The sequence below is a fragment of the Rhizobium sp. GCM10022189 genome (assembly GCF_042656325.1).
Classification (GTDB): Bacteria; Pseudomonadota; Alphaproteobacteria; order Rhizobiales; family Rhizobiaceae; genus Rhizobium.
Map to the genome: position 1 here is coordinate 288,083 of NZ_JBHSOR010000057.1, position 14,477 is coordinate 302,559.

A 14,477-nucleotide genomic window follows, 5' to 3' on the forward strand; every position below is an offset into this window, starting at 1 on the left:
AGGAGACTATCGATGAAGGCCAAACTCGGCATGTCGCCCATCGCCTGGTGGAACGACGACCTTCCTGAACTCAGCGACGACGTTTCGCTGGAAGAATGCCTGCGCCAGTCCCGCAGCGCCGGCTTCACCGGCATGGAACAGGGCCGCCGCTTCCCGAGCAACCCCGAGGAGATGCTGCCGATCCTGCGCGCCGCCGACGTGACGCTCTGCGGCGGCTGGTTCTCCGGCACGCTGGTCAACGAGGAGCTTGCCGCCAACAAGGACCGCATCGCGCCGATGATCGAGCTGTTCAAGGCGGTCAACGCGCCCTGCATCGTCTATGGCGAAGTCGGCCGCTCGATCCAGGGCGACCGCTCGAAGCCGCTTGCGACCAAGCCGCGGCTGGCCGACGACGAGATGAAAGCCTATGCGCGCCGCGTCACCGAATTCGGCGAATGGTGCGCCGATCAGGGCATGCCGCTCTCCTATCACCACCACATGGCGGCCGTCGTCGAGACCGAGCCGGAACTCGATGCCTTCATGAAGAATTCGGGCGCCGGCATTCCGCTGCTGCTCGATGCCGGGCACCTGGCCTTTGCCGGCGGCGACGTGCTGCGCGCCATCGACAAGCACCACGCCCGCATCAACCATGTGCATGTGAAGGATATCCGCAAGGCCGTGGTCGACGGGCTCGACCGCAGCAAACAATCCTTCCTCGACGCGGTGGCGCTCGGCGCCTTCACCGTGCCGGGTGACGGCTCGCTCGATTTCGGCGCCATCGTCCAGCGCTTTGCCGATTACGGTTATGAAGGCTGGTTCGTCGTCGAGGCCGAGCAGGACCCGCGCAAGGCGCCGCCGCAGAAAATGGCCGAGATCGGTCATGCGGAACTGATGCGCGTGATGACGGCGGCCGGTTATACGGTGGAGACCGAAGGTTTCCCGAAGGGGTAAACCTGCCAACAGGAATCGCTGGAGCAAGAAGCCCCCTCATCCGCCCTTCGGGCACCTTCTCCCCGACGGGGAGAAGGAGGCGGCTCGCACCAATTCAGGAGGAGAAACACCAATGCCAAACCTCAAGGTAAAACCCTCCGGCAAGACCGGCCGCGTCACGCATGTGACGCCGCAAAGCGCCGGCTGGACCTATGTCGGCTTCGACCTCTATCGCCTCAAGCCCGGCGAGACGGCTTCGGGGGAAACCGGCGAGCGCGAGATCTGCCTCGTCTGGGTGAGCGGCAAGGGCAAGGCTTCGGCGGGCACGAAGGATTTCGGCACGCTCGGCGAGCGCATGAGCCCCTTCGACGGGGCGCCGCACGCGCTTTATATCCCGATGGAATCGGCATGGTCCGTCACGGCCGAGACCGATCTCGAGCTTGCCGTCTGCTCGGCCCCCGGCGGCGGTACCTACGAGGCCAAGGCCATTCCGCCCGGCACGCATCCGCCGCTGACGCGCGGCAAGGGCACCAACGTGCGCTATGTCAACAATATCATGCCGGAGGACGACAGTTCGGCGCATTCGCTGCTCGTCGTCGAGGTCATCACGCCCGGCGGGCATACGTCCTCCTATCCGCCGCACAAGCACGACCAGGACAATCTTCCGCATGAAAGCATGCTGGAGGAGACCTATTACCACCGCCTCAACCCGCCGCAGGGCTTCGGCTTCCAGCGCGTCTATACCGACGACCGCTCGCTCGACGAGGCGATGGTGGTGGAAGACGGCGACGTGACGCTGGTGCCGAAAGGCTACCACCCCTGCGCGGCGACGCATGGCTACGATCTTTATTATCTCAATGTCATGGCCGGGCCGAAGCGCATCTGGAAATTCTACAATGCGCCCGAGCACGAGTGGCTGCTGAAGGCTTAGGCCAGCTGTGGACAATTCCGGATATCGTGAGACCTCGTGAGACTGACGAAAGTATTTAATCGCCTGTTTCCATTAGCGCGCGACTTTGCCCTGACACAGACCTGCTCCGGCAGAATGCTTCGATCTAACCGGGAAAGGCTCTAAAGAATTCGACAGCGCGCAAGGGTGAGCCGCGGTCTTATCATCCTGCCCCGGACGGGGTGCAAACCGGAGGATGACAGGATGAAGAAGACCACATGCGCCGCCTGCGACTGCGAACTCGGGGCGGACGCGATCAGCGTCAAGCTTGGCGGCAGGACCGTCGAGGTCTGCTGCGAGGAATGCGCGCAGGCGCTTGGGAAGGCGGAGGCTGCGAGGGCATCGGCTCCCGCCGCCAAGGATTGAAGGCGAGGCCGCGCCGGCAGAGCGCGGCCTTTCCCTTTCTCGTTTCACGCGGGCAGCAGCCCGTAGCGCCAGCCGAGCCGTTTCGCGTTTCGCGCAAGCACGGCAAGGGCCAGCAGGAACATGCAGGCTTCGGCAAAGACCGGCACCATCCAGATACCCATCTCGCCGAAAGCGTGCGGCAGCAGGAAGGTCAGCGGCAGCGTGAAGAGATAGGCGCGCGACAGGCCGAAGACCGCAGCACGCCTGGCATCGCCGATCGCCTGGAAATAGCCTGACAGCACCACCGTCTGGCCGAACAGGAAATAGGCGCCGACCGTCCAGGGCAGGATGCGCGAGACCTCGGCGATGACGACGGGATCGGCGACGAAGAGATGGCCGAGGTGGCCTGCCAGCAGTTCCACCGCAATCTCGACACCGGTGCAATAGACGAGCGCCGCGACGAGCGCGATCTGCAGGCTGCGGCCGACACGCCCGGCAAGCCCGGCACCGTAATTGTTGCCGCAGATCGTCTGGAAGGCGATGTTGAGGCCGAGCAGCGGCAGATAGGCGACGGTCATGACGCGGGTGATGATGCCGTAGGCGCCGACGGTCGCGACATAATCCCCCTCGCCCCAGAGCGACAGGTTGAAGATGACGGCGGCCGAGCAGAGCGAGATGCCGATGAAACCGAGGCTCATCGGCGCGCCGAGGGCGAGGATCGGCCGCCATTGCGCAAGCGGAAAGCGGGCAGCCGGGCGCAGCGCGTCTTCCTTGCGCCAGCGGCAGGCCAGGACGGCAAGCAGGCAGATCGCCTGCGCCAGCACGGAGCCCAGCGCCGAGCCGGCCACGCCCCATTGCAGGATCGCCATGAAGAACCAGTTGGCGGCGATGTTGAGTGCCGTCGCAGCCAGCATCACCACGGTCATGACGCCGATCCGGCCTTCGCTGCGCAGCGCGTCGATATTGAGCGACAGGAAGAAGGCGACGGGCGCGGCACCCACCATGATGCCCATGAAGGTGCGGGCGTTTTCGGCAACGGCGAGATCGCCTGCCGCCGCATTGTCGACGATGCGCCAGCCGACGGTCCAGTAGATCGCGTTGACCACAAGCACGACGGCGATCGCCAGCGCATGGGCGGCCGCGAAGGTGCGGCGGGCGGTATCGCGATCGCCGCCGCCGAGCGCGCGGGCGAGAATGCTCGCCATGCCGTTCGAGACGAGCGACTGCAGGGCAACGAGCATCATCAGGCCGGGAAAGATGAGCGTGACGGCCGAAAGCGCGCCGGCGCCCACATAGGCGCCGAGGAAACAGGCGTCCACCACGGCAAACAGGCCGTTGACCGTGGTGATGAGGATGACCGGCATAGCCGTGCGGGCAAAGACCGAAGGCAGCGGGCCGGTCAGGAAGGCATTGGCTTCTGGAGGTGAGGTCATGGGGGGATTCCGGGTGTTGCGGGCAGCGGCAGGCGGTCAGATATCGAGAACGAGATGCGGCAGGCCGTTGGAGGTCCTGCGCGGCGAGACGCCGTTCTCGTCGATCTGGGCGTGGATGCGCTGGCGGAAGGCCGAAAAGCTTTCGAAGGTCACGACATCGACGGGTTCGTCGAAATGGATGGTGATCCTGTAGAATTCGCTGCCGGCAACGGCCGAAAGCGCCAGAACCTTGCCGGTGAAGGGCTGGTTCAGGTAGCGGCCGCTGATATGGGCGCCGACGAAGAGCGGCGACGAAGGCTTGTCGTTCGGCCTCGCGGCAAGGGCGGAAAGCGTGTTCCAGTCGCGGGCGCCGTGCTGGCGGGCGACCAGTTCCAGGGCGGCGGCATGGGTGATCTCGCTGCCGCGCTCGGTCATGGCCTGGCGCAGGCGCCTTGCCTGGGCCTTCAGTTCGTCGACCGGCGGATAGGTCATGGTGGTACGAGTCATGGGTTCAGCCTTTCAAAGGCATGCCATTCGACTGTCAGGGGGGCTCGCATTGCCGTCAGTCAGCATGCACGGGGCTGTGACCATGATCGCGAGGGCTTCACCATGGATCTTCATCCGCGAGCGGCCGGTGCCTCGAACCGGCTTCTCTATGCGCGACGACGGACGCCAAGTCAATGGCGGCACAGGTATGGTGAAAAATTGGGCAGATTCTGAACAGTATTGCCCGCGATAAAAGCGTTATGCCGTTCGATTTTGCACAAGCTTTCAATTTTACGGATGGCGTTCAGCAGATGTAAGTATTCATGCGTTAAAGTCCGAGCATACAACAAGCGGAGGCTCACATGGCCTTTCAGATGCACCTCGACACAGAACATCCCAAGCCCGAACAGGCTTACCGGGAATTCAATCTCGACCGGCCGGGCAACATCATCTTCGTCGGCCACCACCTCAGCACGGGCACGCAGGTGCGCTGCCTGATCCGCACCATCACGCTTGCCGGCGCGCTCCTGGAAGTCAGCCCCAGCCTGGACATGCCGCAGCATTTCTTCCTCGAAATCCTCGGCATCCGCGACGAGATCGGCGCGACCGTGGTCAAGCGCGAGGGCGAGTTCGTCACCATCAGCTTCAACATGCTGCTGAACCCGGAATTCCTGCATCACGTCCTGCGGCTGAGCTTCGAAAGCAGCCTCTGACAGCCGCAAAATGCGGGCCGCAAGACCCGCATTTCAGGAAAAGTCCGCCCCGGCGGTCAGGCGGCGAGATGCCGCTCGATCTCATCGACGGGAAGGTTTGTGTAGTCCTTCGCCACTTCCGCCGAGATCGCCGCCTGCACATCGGCGCTGAGGTTCGGCCGCAATGTGCCGAGCGCGCGCGGCGGCGCCACCAGGACGATACGGCTCGCCTCCTTCTCATGCACGAGTTCGTCGAGCTTGACGGCAACCTCCTTCAGGAACTCGGCTTCGGCCTGGCCCTGCCAATCGGTTTCTTCCATGGCGCTGCCGCTCAACCCGTCCGGGGCATAGGCGCGGCCCGGCTTGTCGGTGCCGAGTTCGCGAGTCGGCTGGTTGGGCTGGCTGAGGGTTTCGCGGACCTGCAGGTTCATCAGCTCGGCGTCGCCGGCATTCTGCAGGATCAGGGCCTTTGCCCCATCGCAGACAACGACCCAGGATTCCCATGGGATTTTGACGTCGGTCATTTGATTTCCTCGCTTTCATGATTGGCAACAGAGCTTGCGGAAGGGAAAACGCCCGGCAATTGAAAGAGTTCGGGAAAATTCCGCACAAGGAGAATCAACGGCGATCCGAACGGCGGGCCGCCGCGTAGAAGGGCGGAACGGGAGACGAAAGACGATGAAGACAGCGCTCGCCGCCTATGCCGGTTGCCTTCTCACCCTTGCCGTCGTCGATGCGCTATGGCTCGGCATCGTCGCGCGCAGCTTCTATCGCGACCAGCTGGGGGCGCTGATGCTGCCCGCGCCCAATCTCGGCATTGCTGCGCTCTTCTACCTGTTCTTCGCGGCCGCCGTCGTCATGCTCGCGGTCCTGCCGGGGCTTTCCGGCGGCTCGGCCGGCACGGCGCTTCTTCACGGTGCCGTTTTGGGACTGGCGGCCTACGGCACCTACGACATCACCAATCTGTCGACACTGAAAAACTGGCCGCTCGCCATGAGCCTGGTGGACATGGCCTGGGGCACCTTCCTGACGGCGCTCTCGGCGGCCGGGGGCTACGGCGCGGCACGGTTGCTGGCCTGAGCGGCGGGACGTTTTTTCCCAGGAGGGCACAATAGATGTGCCGCTAACGCACAAATTTCAAACTCGTTAAAATGGTAATTTTATATTTGACGAATGTGAAAAACATTCGTGTGAGCCTCTTCCCGTACAGCCCGAAAATTAGAATTGTCTGACGGAGAATGCACAATGGAAATGCTCCGCGCAACGCACCTCGCCACGGTGAAGTCGGCTGTCTACGACATTCGCTGGGAGGAGTTCAACGTCAAGCGGCCGGCCCGTATCGTGGCCGTTCGCCCCTGTCTGACCGGGATTTCGATGCGCAGCGCCGAAATCCTCGATATTTCACAAGGCGGCGCGACCTTCGTCGTATCGACCACGGCCGGCCTGCCCAAACATTATTACCTCAACATTCTCGGCCTCGCCTACCGCATCGGCTGCGCCGAGATCTACCGCCACAACGAACGCATCGGCGTGCGCTTCATCAACCTGATCGAACCGGACGTTCTACGCAAGGTTGTGCGCGCCGATTTCATGATCGGCAATACGGAAGCGATCGACGCGCGCCGCAACGGCAGCCGCGTCTGAACCGGGCCGAAGGGGAAATAATCTTGCTTGCCTTGGCAAGGCGAGAGCCTATTGTTGCGCCGCTTTTTCAACAGTTTCGGGAAATTGCCGTCGCATGTCTGCCTTCTCGCGCTTCACGCCGCTTGCCAGCGCCCTGCCCTCCACCGTTCCCTTCGTCGGCCCCGAGGCCATCGAGCGCCAGCGCGGCCTGAAGGTCGAAGCACGCATCGGCGCCAATGAGAACGGCTTCGGCCCGGCTCCCTCGGTCATCGCCGCCATGCGCGAGCAGGCGGGCGACATCTGGAAATACAACGACCCGGAAAATTTTGCGCTGCGCGAGGCGCTTGCCGCCCATCTTGGCGTGACGCCGGCCAATATCGCCATCGGCGGCGGCATCGACGAACTGCTCGGGCAGATCGTGCGGCTGGTGATCGAGCCCGGCGGCGCCGTGGTCACATCCTTCGGCGCCTATCCGACCTTCAATTTCCATGTGAACGGTTTCGGCGGCCGGCTGGTGACGGTTCCCTATGCCGGCGACCGGGAGGATCTCGACGCGCTGCTCGATGCCGTCAGGCGCGAGAACGCGCCGCTCGTCTATTTCGCCAATCCCGACAATCCGATGGGCAGCTGGTGGGATGCGGACAGGATCGTCGCCTTCGCGCGCGCCCTGCCGGAAACCTGCCTGATGATCCTCGACGAGGCCTATAGCGAGACCGGGCCGGCCTCGGCGCTGCCGTCGATCGCCTCGCTGATCGACCTGCCGAACATCGTGCGCACCCGCACCTTCTCCAAGGCCTACGGGCTTGCCGGCGCCCGCGTCGGCTATGCCATCTCGACGGCAGGCACGGCGCAGGCCTTCGACAAGATCCGCAACCATTTCGGCATGAACCGGCTGGCGACGGCCGCCGCGCTCGCGGCGCTGAAGGACCAGGCCTATCTTTCCGAAGTGATCGGCAAAATCCACGCCGCGCGCGACAGGATTGCCGGCATTGCCAGGGCCAACGGCCTGCAGCCGCTCGCCTCCGCCACCAATTTCGTGGCGGTCGATGCCGGGCGCGACGGCACCCATGCGCGCGCCATCGTCGACGGGCTGATGGAACACGGCGTCTTCATCCGCATGCCGGGTGTGGCCCCGCTCAACCGCTGCATCCGCATCAGCGTCGGGCCGGAAGCCGACATGGCGCGGCTGGAGGAAGCGCTGCCGCAGGTTCTGAAGAAAATCGGGTAAACCGCGGCCGGCGGGAGGGCGCCGGTCGCGGTTTCCTTCTCCCGGCGTCGGCCCCGTCCAAAGCGCCCCGCCAGCTCCCCTCTTTTGAGGTTGTTATCGGTCAATCGTCCCGTTGGAGACGGTTCTCAAGAGGCGTCGCGATCCTGCGGATCGCGCACGCTTTTTAGTGGATCGTCATCCATTCGCGGGCGGCGCGGAGTGCTTCGGCCAGCTGCATCTTGCTCATCGAAGCGGCGACATCGGCGCGCAGCTCGGCGGCGCGGTCGTTGCCCTTGATCGCGGCGATGTTCAGCCACTTGTGGGCGGCGACGAGATCGATCTCGCAACCGCGGCCGGTCGCATACATCAGACCCATTTCGCAGAAGACATCGGCGCTGTTGTTGTCGCCACCCATGGTGGCCATTTCAGCATTGTGCATTTCAAAGCGTGCCATCGGTTCTATCCCTGTTAGCCTGTTCAAGACGTACCCTGTTTTACCTTCGGGCCTTGCCATCTTCTGCGGCTTGCGGCCTTTCCGGTCCGGCGGGTTTGCCCCGCTCGTTTGATGGGTTCACTATGCCAAACCGCTTTCAAAAAACGCCTAAAATGCATGATTAATTTGACGCAAACAAAGTGCAAATGCTTGGTAAACTTGGGTTTTTGTTAAACATCGGAATCCTTGCGAATTAAGGATTTTCGCACGCCTTTTACGAAAAATTCAGATCTGGAAATTAAGGATCCGTTTACCGTGAAATCAGCAGCCACCGGACGATCCGCTGAAAAAACGCCGGGCGAAAGCCGGTTTTCAGGTCCCCCGTGTGGCATATTTACCTTTACGTTCGCGTCAGTTATTTTCGCGCCATTCCCTATCTCAAGGAGGAAGAGATGATCCGTACCCTCGTTCTCGCCGGCGCGCTGGCACTGGTGGCGGGCCTTGCGCAGGCCGACGAGCCGATCGTCGGCAACTGGAAGACGCGGGCCGGCGACACGGCGGCGATCGCGCCCTGCGGCGGCGCCTACTGCATCACGCTGAAGACGGGCAAATATGCCGGCAAGAAGATCGGCACCCTGTCCGGCGCCGGCGGCAGCTATAGCGGCGAGATCACCGATCCCGTCGACGACAAGACCTATAGCGGCTCGGGCAGCATTTCCGGCAAGTCGCTGAGGATGCAGGGCTGCGTCATGAAGGTCTTCTGCAAATCGCAGACATGGACGCGCCTCTGAGGCTTTTCCGGCAAACCGGGGCCGGCTTTGAGAAGCTTAGCCGGCCTTCGAAACTGAATGCAAAATGAACCGCCGTCTCAGCACCCGTTCAGCCACGTCATGGCACAACAGCACCATGAAGGGCGCATATCGGGTAAGGACATGGACGTGTTCATTCTGGCGAGACGGTTTACGATCATAACGCTGTTTGCGGCGATCTTCGCGATTTCGTTTTCGGCGGTCGTCGTGCGCAACGGCAGCGGCGGCGGCGCGCAGCAATCGCATTTCGGTGCCAACTATACCTGCCTGGAGACCCGCGGCGGCTATTGCACCGCCATCCGCTGAGAGCTGGAGGCAGATCGGAAAAATATCTGGGTCTCAGCCTTCGCGCGTCGTTTGCTTGTTAAAAACAACCCTCTATAATGCGCCATGAGCAAACGAATCTATCCCCTGTCCGCTTTCGACATCTCGTCCCCTCCCCCTTTCGAGCCGCAAACATTCGATGACCCGGCAAGGGCCGTCGAAGCGCTGACGGCGCTTTACGAGCGCAACACGTCCTTCCTGATCGACAGCTTCACCAAGCTCGCCCAGGGGGCGCCCGTTACCTCGCGCTACCGCGCCTATTACCCGCAGGTCAGCATCGAGACGACCAGCTTCGGCCATGTCGATTCCCGCCTGTCCTACGGCCATGTGACGGCGCCGGGCGTCTATACGACGACGGTGACGCGGCCGAAGCTCTTCAAGCATTACCTGAAGGAGCAGCTTTCGCTGCTGATGAAGAGCCATAACGTGCCTGTCATCGTGTCGGAATCCGCAACGCCGATCCCGCTGCATTTCGCGTTCGGCGAAGGCGCGCATGTGGAAGCCTCGGCTGCGGCTTTCGTCGATATCCCGCTGCGCGACCTCTTCGATACGCCCGACCTGAACACGACCGACGACGAGATCGCCAACGGCGAATACCTGCCGCCGCCGGGCGAGCCCTCGCCGCTGGCGCCGTTCACCGCCCAGCGCATCGACTATTCGCTCGCCCGCCTGGCGCACTATACGGCGACCGGAGCGGAGCATTTCCAGAACTTCGTGCTGTTTACGAACTACCAGTTCTATATCGACGAGTTCTGCGCCTGGGCGCGCAAGCTGATGGCGGACGGCGGCGACGGTTATACGGCCTTCGTGGAGCCCGGCAATATCGTCACGCTGGCCGGTTCCAGCGTTCCGGAAACGGATGCGCCGCACGCCCGCCTGCCGCAGATGCCGGCCTATCACCTCAAGAAGAAGGGCCATGCCGGGATCACCATGATCAATATCGGCGTCGGCCCCTCCAACGCCAAGACGATCACCGACCATGTGGCCGTGCTTCGCCCGCATGCCTGGCTGATGCTCGGCCATTGCGCCGGGCTGCGCAACAGCCAGCGCCTCGGCGATTACGTGCTGGCGCATGCCTATATGCGCGAAGACCATGTGCTGGATGACGACCTGCCGGTCTGGGTGCCGATCCCGGCGCTCGCCGAAGTGCAGGTGGCGCTCGAGGCTGCCGTTGCCGAGATCACCGGTTACGAGGGCTTCGAGCTGAAGCGCATCATGCGCACCGGCACGGTCGGCACGATCGACAACCGCAACTGGGAACTGCGCGATCAGGCCGGCCCGGTAAAACGCCTGTCGCAGGCCCGCGCGATTGCGCTCGACATGGAATCGGCCACGATCGCCGCCAACGGCTTCCGCTTCCGCGTGCCCTACGGAACGCTGCTCTGCGTGTCCGACAAGCCGCTGCACGGCGAGCTGAAGCTGCCGGGCATGGCGACCGCCTTCTACCGCACGCAGGTGAACCAGCACCTGCAGATCGGCATAAGGGCAATCCAGAAGCTTGCCGCCATGCCGCCGGAAGCGCTGCATTCGCGCAAGCTGCGCAGCTTCTTCGAAACGGCGTTCCAGTAGGATACCGGGGCAGCCCCGCCGCCGCGGCCGGGCTGCCCGCCATTCTCAGGCGCCTGCCGCCATCCGCAGCGCCCCGACAAGGCCGGCGAAAGCGGCCAGCGCGATCGCGGTCCTCACCAGCACTTTGACGACCTCGGCGTTTTCCAGCGGCGGCACCTTGCCCGCTCCGCGCGAGACGATCAGGTGGGCGATCGCGATTTCAAGCATGCTCATTGCTCCATCTCCTTGATGTTTCCGATGGAGCCTTGTCGAGTGCCGCCACGGCCGTTCGACATTGCGGCCGCTCAAAAGATATTTTTCCTCCCTGTCGAAAAGCGCATAGGCTGTTCGTCTCTACAGCATCGGCCCGGCAGTCGATCCCGATTTTCGCAAAGGCCGATGCGCGAATTCCGAGAATTGGAGTGTGGAGGACAAGGGATGAAATACCTATGCCAGGTCTGGTTCGACGGTGCGATGCTGTCGGCCATGTCACAGCAGGAGAAGGAAAAGCTCGACCGGGATTCGCTCGCCTATGACCGCGATCTGGCCGAGAGCGGCCACATGATCGTCGCCCAGGCGCTGCAATCGCCGCTGTCGGCGGTCACGGTGCGGGTGCGCGGCGGCGAGATGTCGGTCACGGACGGCCCCTTCATCGAGACGAAGGAAGCGCTCGGCGGCTTCATCCTGATCGACGCCAAGGACCTCAACGACGCGATCCGCGTCGCGGCCGGCATTCCGCTGGCCAGGCTCGGCGCGATCGAGGTTCGCCCCATCCACGAATTCGGCTGAGGAGGTCAAGCCATGAAGTTTCTGGGCCAGGTCTGGTTGGATACCGAGAAGAGCAGCAGGGTCAGCGAGGAGGAATGGGCCGAGGTCACGCAGGAATGTATCGTCAGCGACGACCGCTGGCGCGACAGCGGCCATTTGCTGAGCGCGCTGGCGCTCTACGAGCCGGAACGGGCCGTGACGCTGCGCGTGCGCAACGGCGCGGTCGGCGCAACCGACGGTCCCTTCGCCGAAATCAAGGAACATCTTGGCGGCTTCGTGGTGATCGAGGCCGGTGACATGGAGGAGGCGAAGGCGATCGTCTCCACCTTCCCGATCCTCAAATATGCCTCGATCGAGATCCGCCCCGCCTATTCGATCAAGGACGGGAGGTAGCCATGCGCTTCGTCTGCCTCATCTACAATAGCGCCGATACGGACGGCACGCTGAGCCAGGCCGAGGGCGACGAACTCGTCAGGGCGCATTTCCGCTATGACGAGGAGCTTCAGCGCAAGGGCATCATGATCCATTCCGATGCCTTGGAAGGCCCCGACAGGGCCTGCGTGCTGCGGGTGCGCGACGGCATTGTCTCCTCGACCGACGGCCCCTATGTCGAGACCAAGGAACACCTGGCCGGCATCTACGTGATCGAGGCGGCCGATCCGGATGAGGCGCGCAAGGTGGTTGCGGGCATTCCGAGCGCCCGCGTCGGCGCGATCGAATTGCGGCCGGTGAGACTGCTCACCCTGCCGCAGTGAGGGTTCGGCTGTGGAACGGGCGATCGAGGACATCTACCGGCAGCATTCGCGCCGCGTGCTGGCGACGCTGATCCGCCTGCTCGGCGATTTCGACCGGGCGGAGGAAGCGCTGCACGACGCTTTTGCGGCGGCGGCGCGGACATGGCCGGTAGACGGCCTGCCCGGCAATCCCGTCGCCTGGCTGGTTTCGACCGGCCGCTTCAAGGCGATCGACCATATCCGGCGGCGGGCGCGCTTTGCCGCCTCGCTGCAGCATATCGAAGACAGCCTCTACCCCGACGGCACGGAAACGGAAATCGCCGACATGGAACCGATCGAGGACGACATGCTGCGGCTGATCTTCATCTGCTGCCATCCGGCCCTTGCCGCCGATGCGCAGATGGCGATGGCGCTGCGCGAAGTGTGCGGATTGACGACGGAAGAGATCGCGCATGCCTTCCTGGTGCCGGCGCCGACCGTCGCCCAGCGCATCGTGCGCGCCAAGAACCGCATCAGGGCCGAGAAGATCCCTTACGAAGTGCCGGCCGGGGCGGAGCTGCCTGAAAGGCTCGACCGCGTGCTGCATGTCATCTACCTCGTCTTCAACGAGGGTTATTCGGCATCTTCGGGCAAGGCGGTCGTGCGCGCCGACCTGACGGCCGAGGCGATCCGGCTGGCGCGGCTATTGGCAGGGCTGCTGCCGCATCCGGACGTGGCGGGCCTTCTGTCGCTGCTGCTCCTGCAGGATTCGCGCCGCGCCGCGCGGCAGGATGGCGACGGCGCGCTGGTGTTGCTTGCCGATCAGGATCGCTCGCGATGGGACCGCGGCAAGATCGCCGAGGGGCTGGCGCTGCTGGCAGGCGCCATGCGCACGCCCGAGATCGGCCTCTATACGGTTCAGGCGGCGATTGCGGCCGAACATGCCAGGACCGGCAGCATCGAGGAAACGGACTGGCGGCGCATCGCCTTCTATTACGACCTGCTGATTGCCGCCCACCCTTCCGATATAACCGAACTCAACCGCGCCGTGGCGATCGCCATGGCGGACGGGCCGGAAAAGGGACTGGCGCTTGTCGATGCCGTCATCGCCAGGGGGGACCTGAAGACCTATCACCTCGCCCACTCGGCGCGGGCCGATTTTCTGCGCCGGCTCGGGCGCCGGGCCGAAGCGATACAGGCTTACGAGACGGCGCTGGCATTCTGCCGGCAGGAGCCGGAACAGGCCTTCCTGCGCAAGCGCATCCTGGAGCTTACGACCTGACCCTGCCGCGACGGCCGAGCGGCAGCGAGATGGCGGTGCCGGTCAGCGCGGAGACGATGATTAGCAGGTGGGCGTTGACGCTTGCCTGGGCCAGCGCATCGAGTGCCGCCCGTTCGCTCGACGCGCCGAAGGCAATGGCGCCGGCGGTGATGCCGGCCGGATAGGTGCCGACGCCGCCCGGCGCATGGACCGGCAGCACCGAGGACAGTTCGCCGCCGAGCGCGCCGCCGAAACTGGCCGCCATCGGCATGACGCCCATCAGGCCGAGCGCCCAGGCGAGCACCAGCACCTTCACCAGCCAGTTGACGATGGTCATCGCCCAGGCGCGGGCGAAGGCGACGGCGTCGAACGGCAGGCCGTTTTCGATTTCATGGAGCAGCGCCTGCGCCTTGCGCGGCAGAAGCCTTGCGCCGAGGCCGAGCAGCGGCTTGCGGGCGGCAAAGGCGAAGACCGGCAGGAAGAGGAAGAGGACCCAGACCAGCCAGGCAAGGGCGGCGTTCGGGGCAGCCACGGCAAAACCGAGGCCGGCTGCCGCCAGCAGCGCATGCAGGTCGAGAAGCCGCATGACCAGCAGGGCGGAGGTGCCGCGGGTCAGCGGAATGGCGAATTCCGTGCGCATCAGCACCGGAAAGCTGGTCTCGCCGGCGCGGAAGGGCAGCATGATGTTCAGGAGGTTATGGATCTGGGTGACGCGGAACAGCGTTGCGAAACGGCCGGCCGTCTCGCGCGGGAAATAATCGTAGATGCGCCATGTACGCAGGAAATAGGTGCTGGTGAGAAGGACCAGCGCGCCGATGACCGGACGCGGGCCGACGGCGGCCCATTGTTGCAATATGACCGACCAGCCCCAGAACCATTCGATGAACAGCGCATAGGCTGCGACGATCGCGATCGTCATCAGGCTCATGCGATTCCGCAGAAACCAGGATTGCCCGCTTTCAACGCTCGGGGTCTTCATGTATCAGGCTTCCTAAGTT

The 14,477-nt window shown here is 63.9% G+C and carries 20 protein-coding genes; 14 read left to right on the forward strand and 6 right to left on the reverse strand.

Features of this window, described 5'->3' with window-relative positions; genetic code table 11:
* The first annotated feature begins 12 nt into the window (after positions 1-12).
* The 3 genes from iolE to ACFPWW_RS28695 all read left to right on the forward strand — a co-directional run bounded on the left by iolE (position 13) and on the right by ACFPWW_RS28695 (position 2,224).
* Positions 13-930 carry a myo-inosose-2 dehydratase gene (iolE, locus tag ACFPWW_RS28685; RefSeq protein ID WP_112567262.1) on the forward strand — a complete coding sequence of 306 codons (918 nt, stop codon included), beginning with the start codon at positions 13-15 and terminating at the stop codon, positions 928-930.
* A gap of 112 nt (positions 931-1,042) precedes the next feature.
* Positions 1,043-1,840: a 5-deoxy-glucuronate isomerase gene (iolB, locus tag ACFPWW_RS28690; protein WP_377314545.1), complete on the forward strand. Its 798-nt coding sequence runs from the start codon at positions 1,043-1,045 to the stop codon at positions 1,838-1,840.
* A gap of 222 nt (positions 1,841-2,062) precedes the next feature.
* Positions 2,063-2,224: a hypothetical protein gene (locus tag ACFPWW_RS28695; protein WP_377314547.1), complete on the forward strand. Its 162-nt coding sequence runs from the start codon at positions 2,063-2,065 to the stop codon at positions 2,222-2,224.
* A gap of 44 nt (positions 2,225-2,268) precedes the next feature.
* On the opposite strand, the gene ACFPWW_RS28700 is transcribed toward ACFPWW_RS28695, so the two are convergent.
* Together ACFPWW_RS28700 and ACFPWW_RS28705 are read right to left on the reverse strand one after the other, a co-directional pair.
* On the reverse strand, positions 2,269-3,636 hold the full coding sequence (locus tag ACFPWW_RS28700) for an MATE family efflux transporter (RefSeq protein ID WP_377314549.1): 1,368 nt from the start codon (positions 3,634-3,636) through the stop codon (positions 2,269-2,271).
* A gap of 36 nt (positions 3,637-3,672) precedes the next feature.
* A complete protein-coding gene (locus tag ACFPWW_RS28705; RefSeq protein ID WP_112567269.1) occupies positions 3,673-4,122 on the reverse strand; it encodes a glyoxalase superfamily protein in 450 nt (149 codons plus the stop codon).
* 353 nt (positions 4,123-4,475) lie between these two features.
* Here ACFPWW_RS28705 and ACFPWW_RS28710 point away from each other — a divergent pair, with 353 nt between their 5' ends.
* A complete protein-coding gene (locus tag ACFPWW_RS28710) occupies positions 4,476-4,814 on the forward strand; it encodes a hypothetical protein (protein ID WP_112567374.1) in 339 nt (112 codons plus the stop codon).
* A 56-nt stretch (positions 4,815-4,870) separates the two neighbouring features.
* Here ACFPWW_RS28710 and ACFPWW_RS28715 read toward each other — a convergent pair whose 3' ends face one another.
* A complete protein-coding gene (locus ACFPWW_RS28715) occupies positions 4,871-5,317 on the reverse strand; it encodes a host attachment protein (protein ID WP_377314551.1) in 447 nt (148 codons plus the stop codon).
* A gap of 154 nt (positions 5,318-5,471) precedes the next feature.
* On the opposite strand from ACFPWW_RS28715, the gene ACFPWW_RS28720 reads away from it, so the two are divergent.
* The 3 genes from ACFPWW_RS28720 to ACFPWW_RS28730 all read left to right on the forward strand — a co-directional run bounded on the left by ACFPWW_RS28720 (position 5,472) and on the right by ACFPWW_RS28730 (position 7,644).
* Positions 5,472-5,873, forward strand: a complete 402-nt coding sequence (locus tag ACFPWW_RS28720) for a DUF2177 family protein (protein WP_112755661.1) — start codon at positions 5,472-5,474, stop codon at positions 5,871-5,873.
* A gap of 165 nt (positions 5,874-6,038) precedes the next feature.
* A complete protein-coding gene (locus ACFPWW_RS28725; protein ID WP_377314553.1) occupies positions 6,039-6,437 on the forward strand; it encodes a PilZ domain-containing protein in 399 nt (132 codons plus the stop codon).
* Between the two features lie 94 nt (positions 6,438-6,531).
* Positions 6,532-7,644 (forward strand): pyridoxal phosphate-dependent aminotransferase, encoded by a 1,113-nt coding sequence (locus tag ACFPWW_RS28730; RefSeq protein ID WP_112567277.1) that lies wholly within the window; start codon positions 6,532-6,534, stop codon positions 7,642-7,644.
* Between the two features lie 163 nt (positions 7,645-7,807).
* Here the strand turns inward: ACFPWW_RS28730 and ACFPWW_RS28735 are convergent, their stop codons facing one another.
* Positions 7,808-8,077, reverse strand: a complete 270-nt coding sequence (locus tag ACFPWW_RS28735; protein ID WP_112567279.1) for an SEL1-like repeat protein — start codon at positions 8,075-8,077, stop codon at positions 7,808-7,810.
* A gap of 431 nt (positions 8,078-8,508) precedes the next feature.
* Between ACFPWW_RS28735 and ACFPWW_RS28740 the strand changes: the two genes are divergently transcribed.
* From ACFPWW_RS28740 to ACFPWW_RS28750, 3 genes are all read left to right on the forward strand, one after another.
* Positions 8,509-8,847, forward strand: a complete 339-nt coding sequence (locus ACFPWW_RS28740) for a DUF2147 domain-containing protein (protein ID WP_112754596.1) — start codon at positions 8,509-8,511, stop codon at positions 8,845-8,847.
* A 141-nt stretch (positions 8,848-8,988) separates the two neighbouring features.
* Complete coding sequence (locus ACFPWW_RS28745; protein ID WP_112567285.1) at positions 8,989-9,171, forward strand: hypothetical protein; 183 nt, start codon at positions 8,989-8,991, stop codon at positions 9,169-9,171.
* Between the two features lie 84 nt (positions 9,172-9,255).
* A complete protein-coding gene (locus tag ACFPWW_RS28750) occupies positions 9,256-10,758 on the forward strand; it encodes an AMP nucleosidase (RefSeq protein ID WP_112567288.1) in 1,503 nt (500 codons plus the stop codon).
* A 45-nt stretch (positions 10,759-10,803) separates the two neighbouring features.
* Here ACFPWW_RS28750 and ACFPWW_RS28755 read toward each other — a convergent pair whose 3' ends face one another.
* Positions 10,804-10,971, reverse strand: a complete 168-nt coding sequence (locus tag ACFPWW_RS28755) for a hypothetical protein (protein ID WP_377314557.1) — start codon at positions 10,969-10,971, stop codon at positions 10,804-10,806.
* A gap of 204 nt (positions 10,972-11,175) precedes the next feature.
* On the opposite strand from ACFPWW_RS28755, the gene ACFPWW_RS28760 reads away from it, so the two are divergent.
* From ACFPWW_RS28760 to ACFPWW_RS28775, 4 genes are read left to right on the forward strand one after another with little or no spacing between them, the layout of a single operon-like run.
* Complete coding sequence (locus ACFPWW_RS28760) at positions 11,176-11,526, forward strand: YciI family protein (protein WP_112755658.1); 351 nt, start codon at positions 11,176-11,178, stop codon at positions 11,524-11,526.
* A gap of 12 nt (positions 11,527-11,538) precedes the next feature.
* Complete coding sequence (locus ACFPWW_RS28765; protein ID WP_377314559.1) at positions 11,539-11,898, forward strand: YciI family protein; 360 nt, start codon at positions 11,539-11,541, stop codon at positions 11,896-11,898.
* Positions 11,899-11,900: 2 nt separating this feature from the next.
* The gene (locus tag ACFPWW_RS28770) at positions 11,901-12,260 is read left to right on the forward strand and encodes a YciI family protein (protein ID WP_112754309.1); all 360 of its coding nucleotides are present in this window, start codon (positions 11,901-11,903) and stop codon (positions 12,258-12,260) included.
* 10 nt (positions 12,261-12,270) lie between these two features.
* The gene (locus tag ACFPWW_RS28775) at positions 12,271-13,500 is read left to right on the forward strand and encodes an RNA polymerase sigma factor (protein WP_377314561.1); all 1,230 of its coding nucleotides are present in this window, start codon (positions 12,271-12,273) and stop codon (positions 13,498-13,500) included.
* Here the strand turns inward: ACFPWW_RS28775 and ACFPWW_RS28780 are convergent.
* Complete coding sequence (locus ACFPWW_RS28780) at positions 13,490-14,458, reverse strand: lysylphosphatidylglycerol synthase domain-containing protein (RefSeq protein ID WP_112705035.1); 969 nt, start codon at positions 14,456-14,458, stop codon at positions 13,490-13,492. The two genes, ACFPWW_RS28775 and ACFPWW_RS28780, sit on opposite strands and share 11 nt — an antisense overlap.
* Between the last annotated feature and the right edge of the window lie 19 nt (positions 14,459-14,477).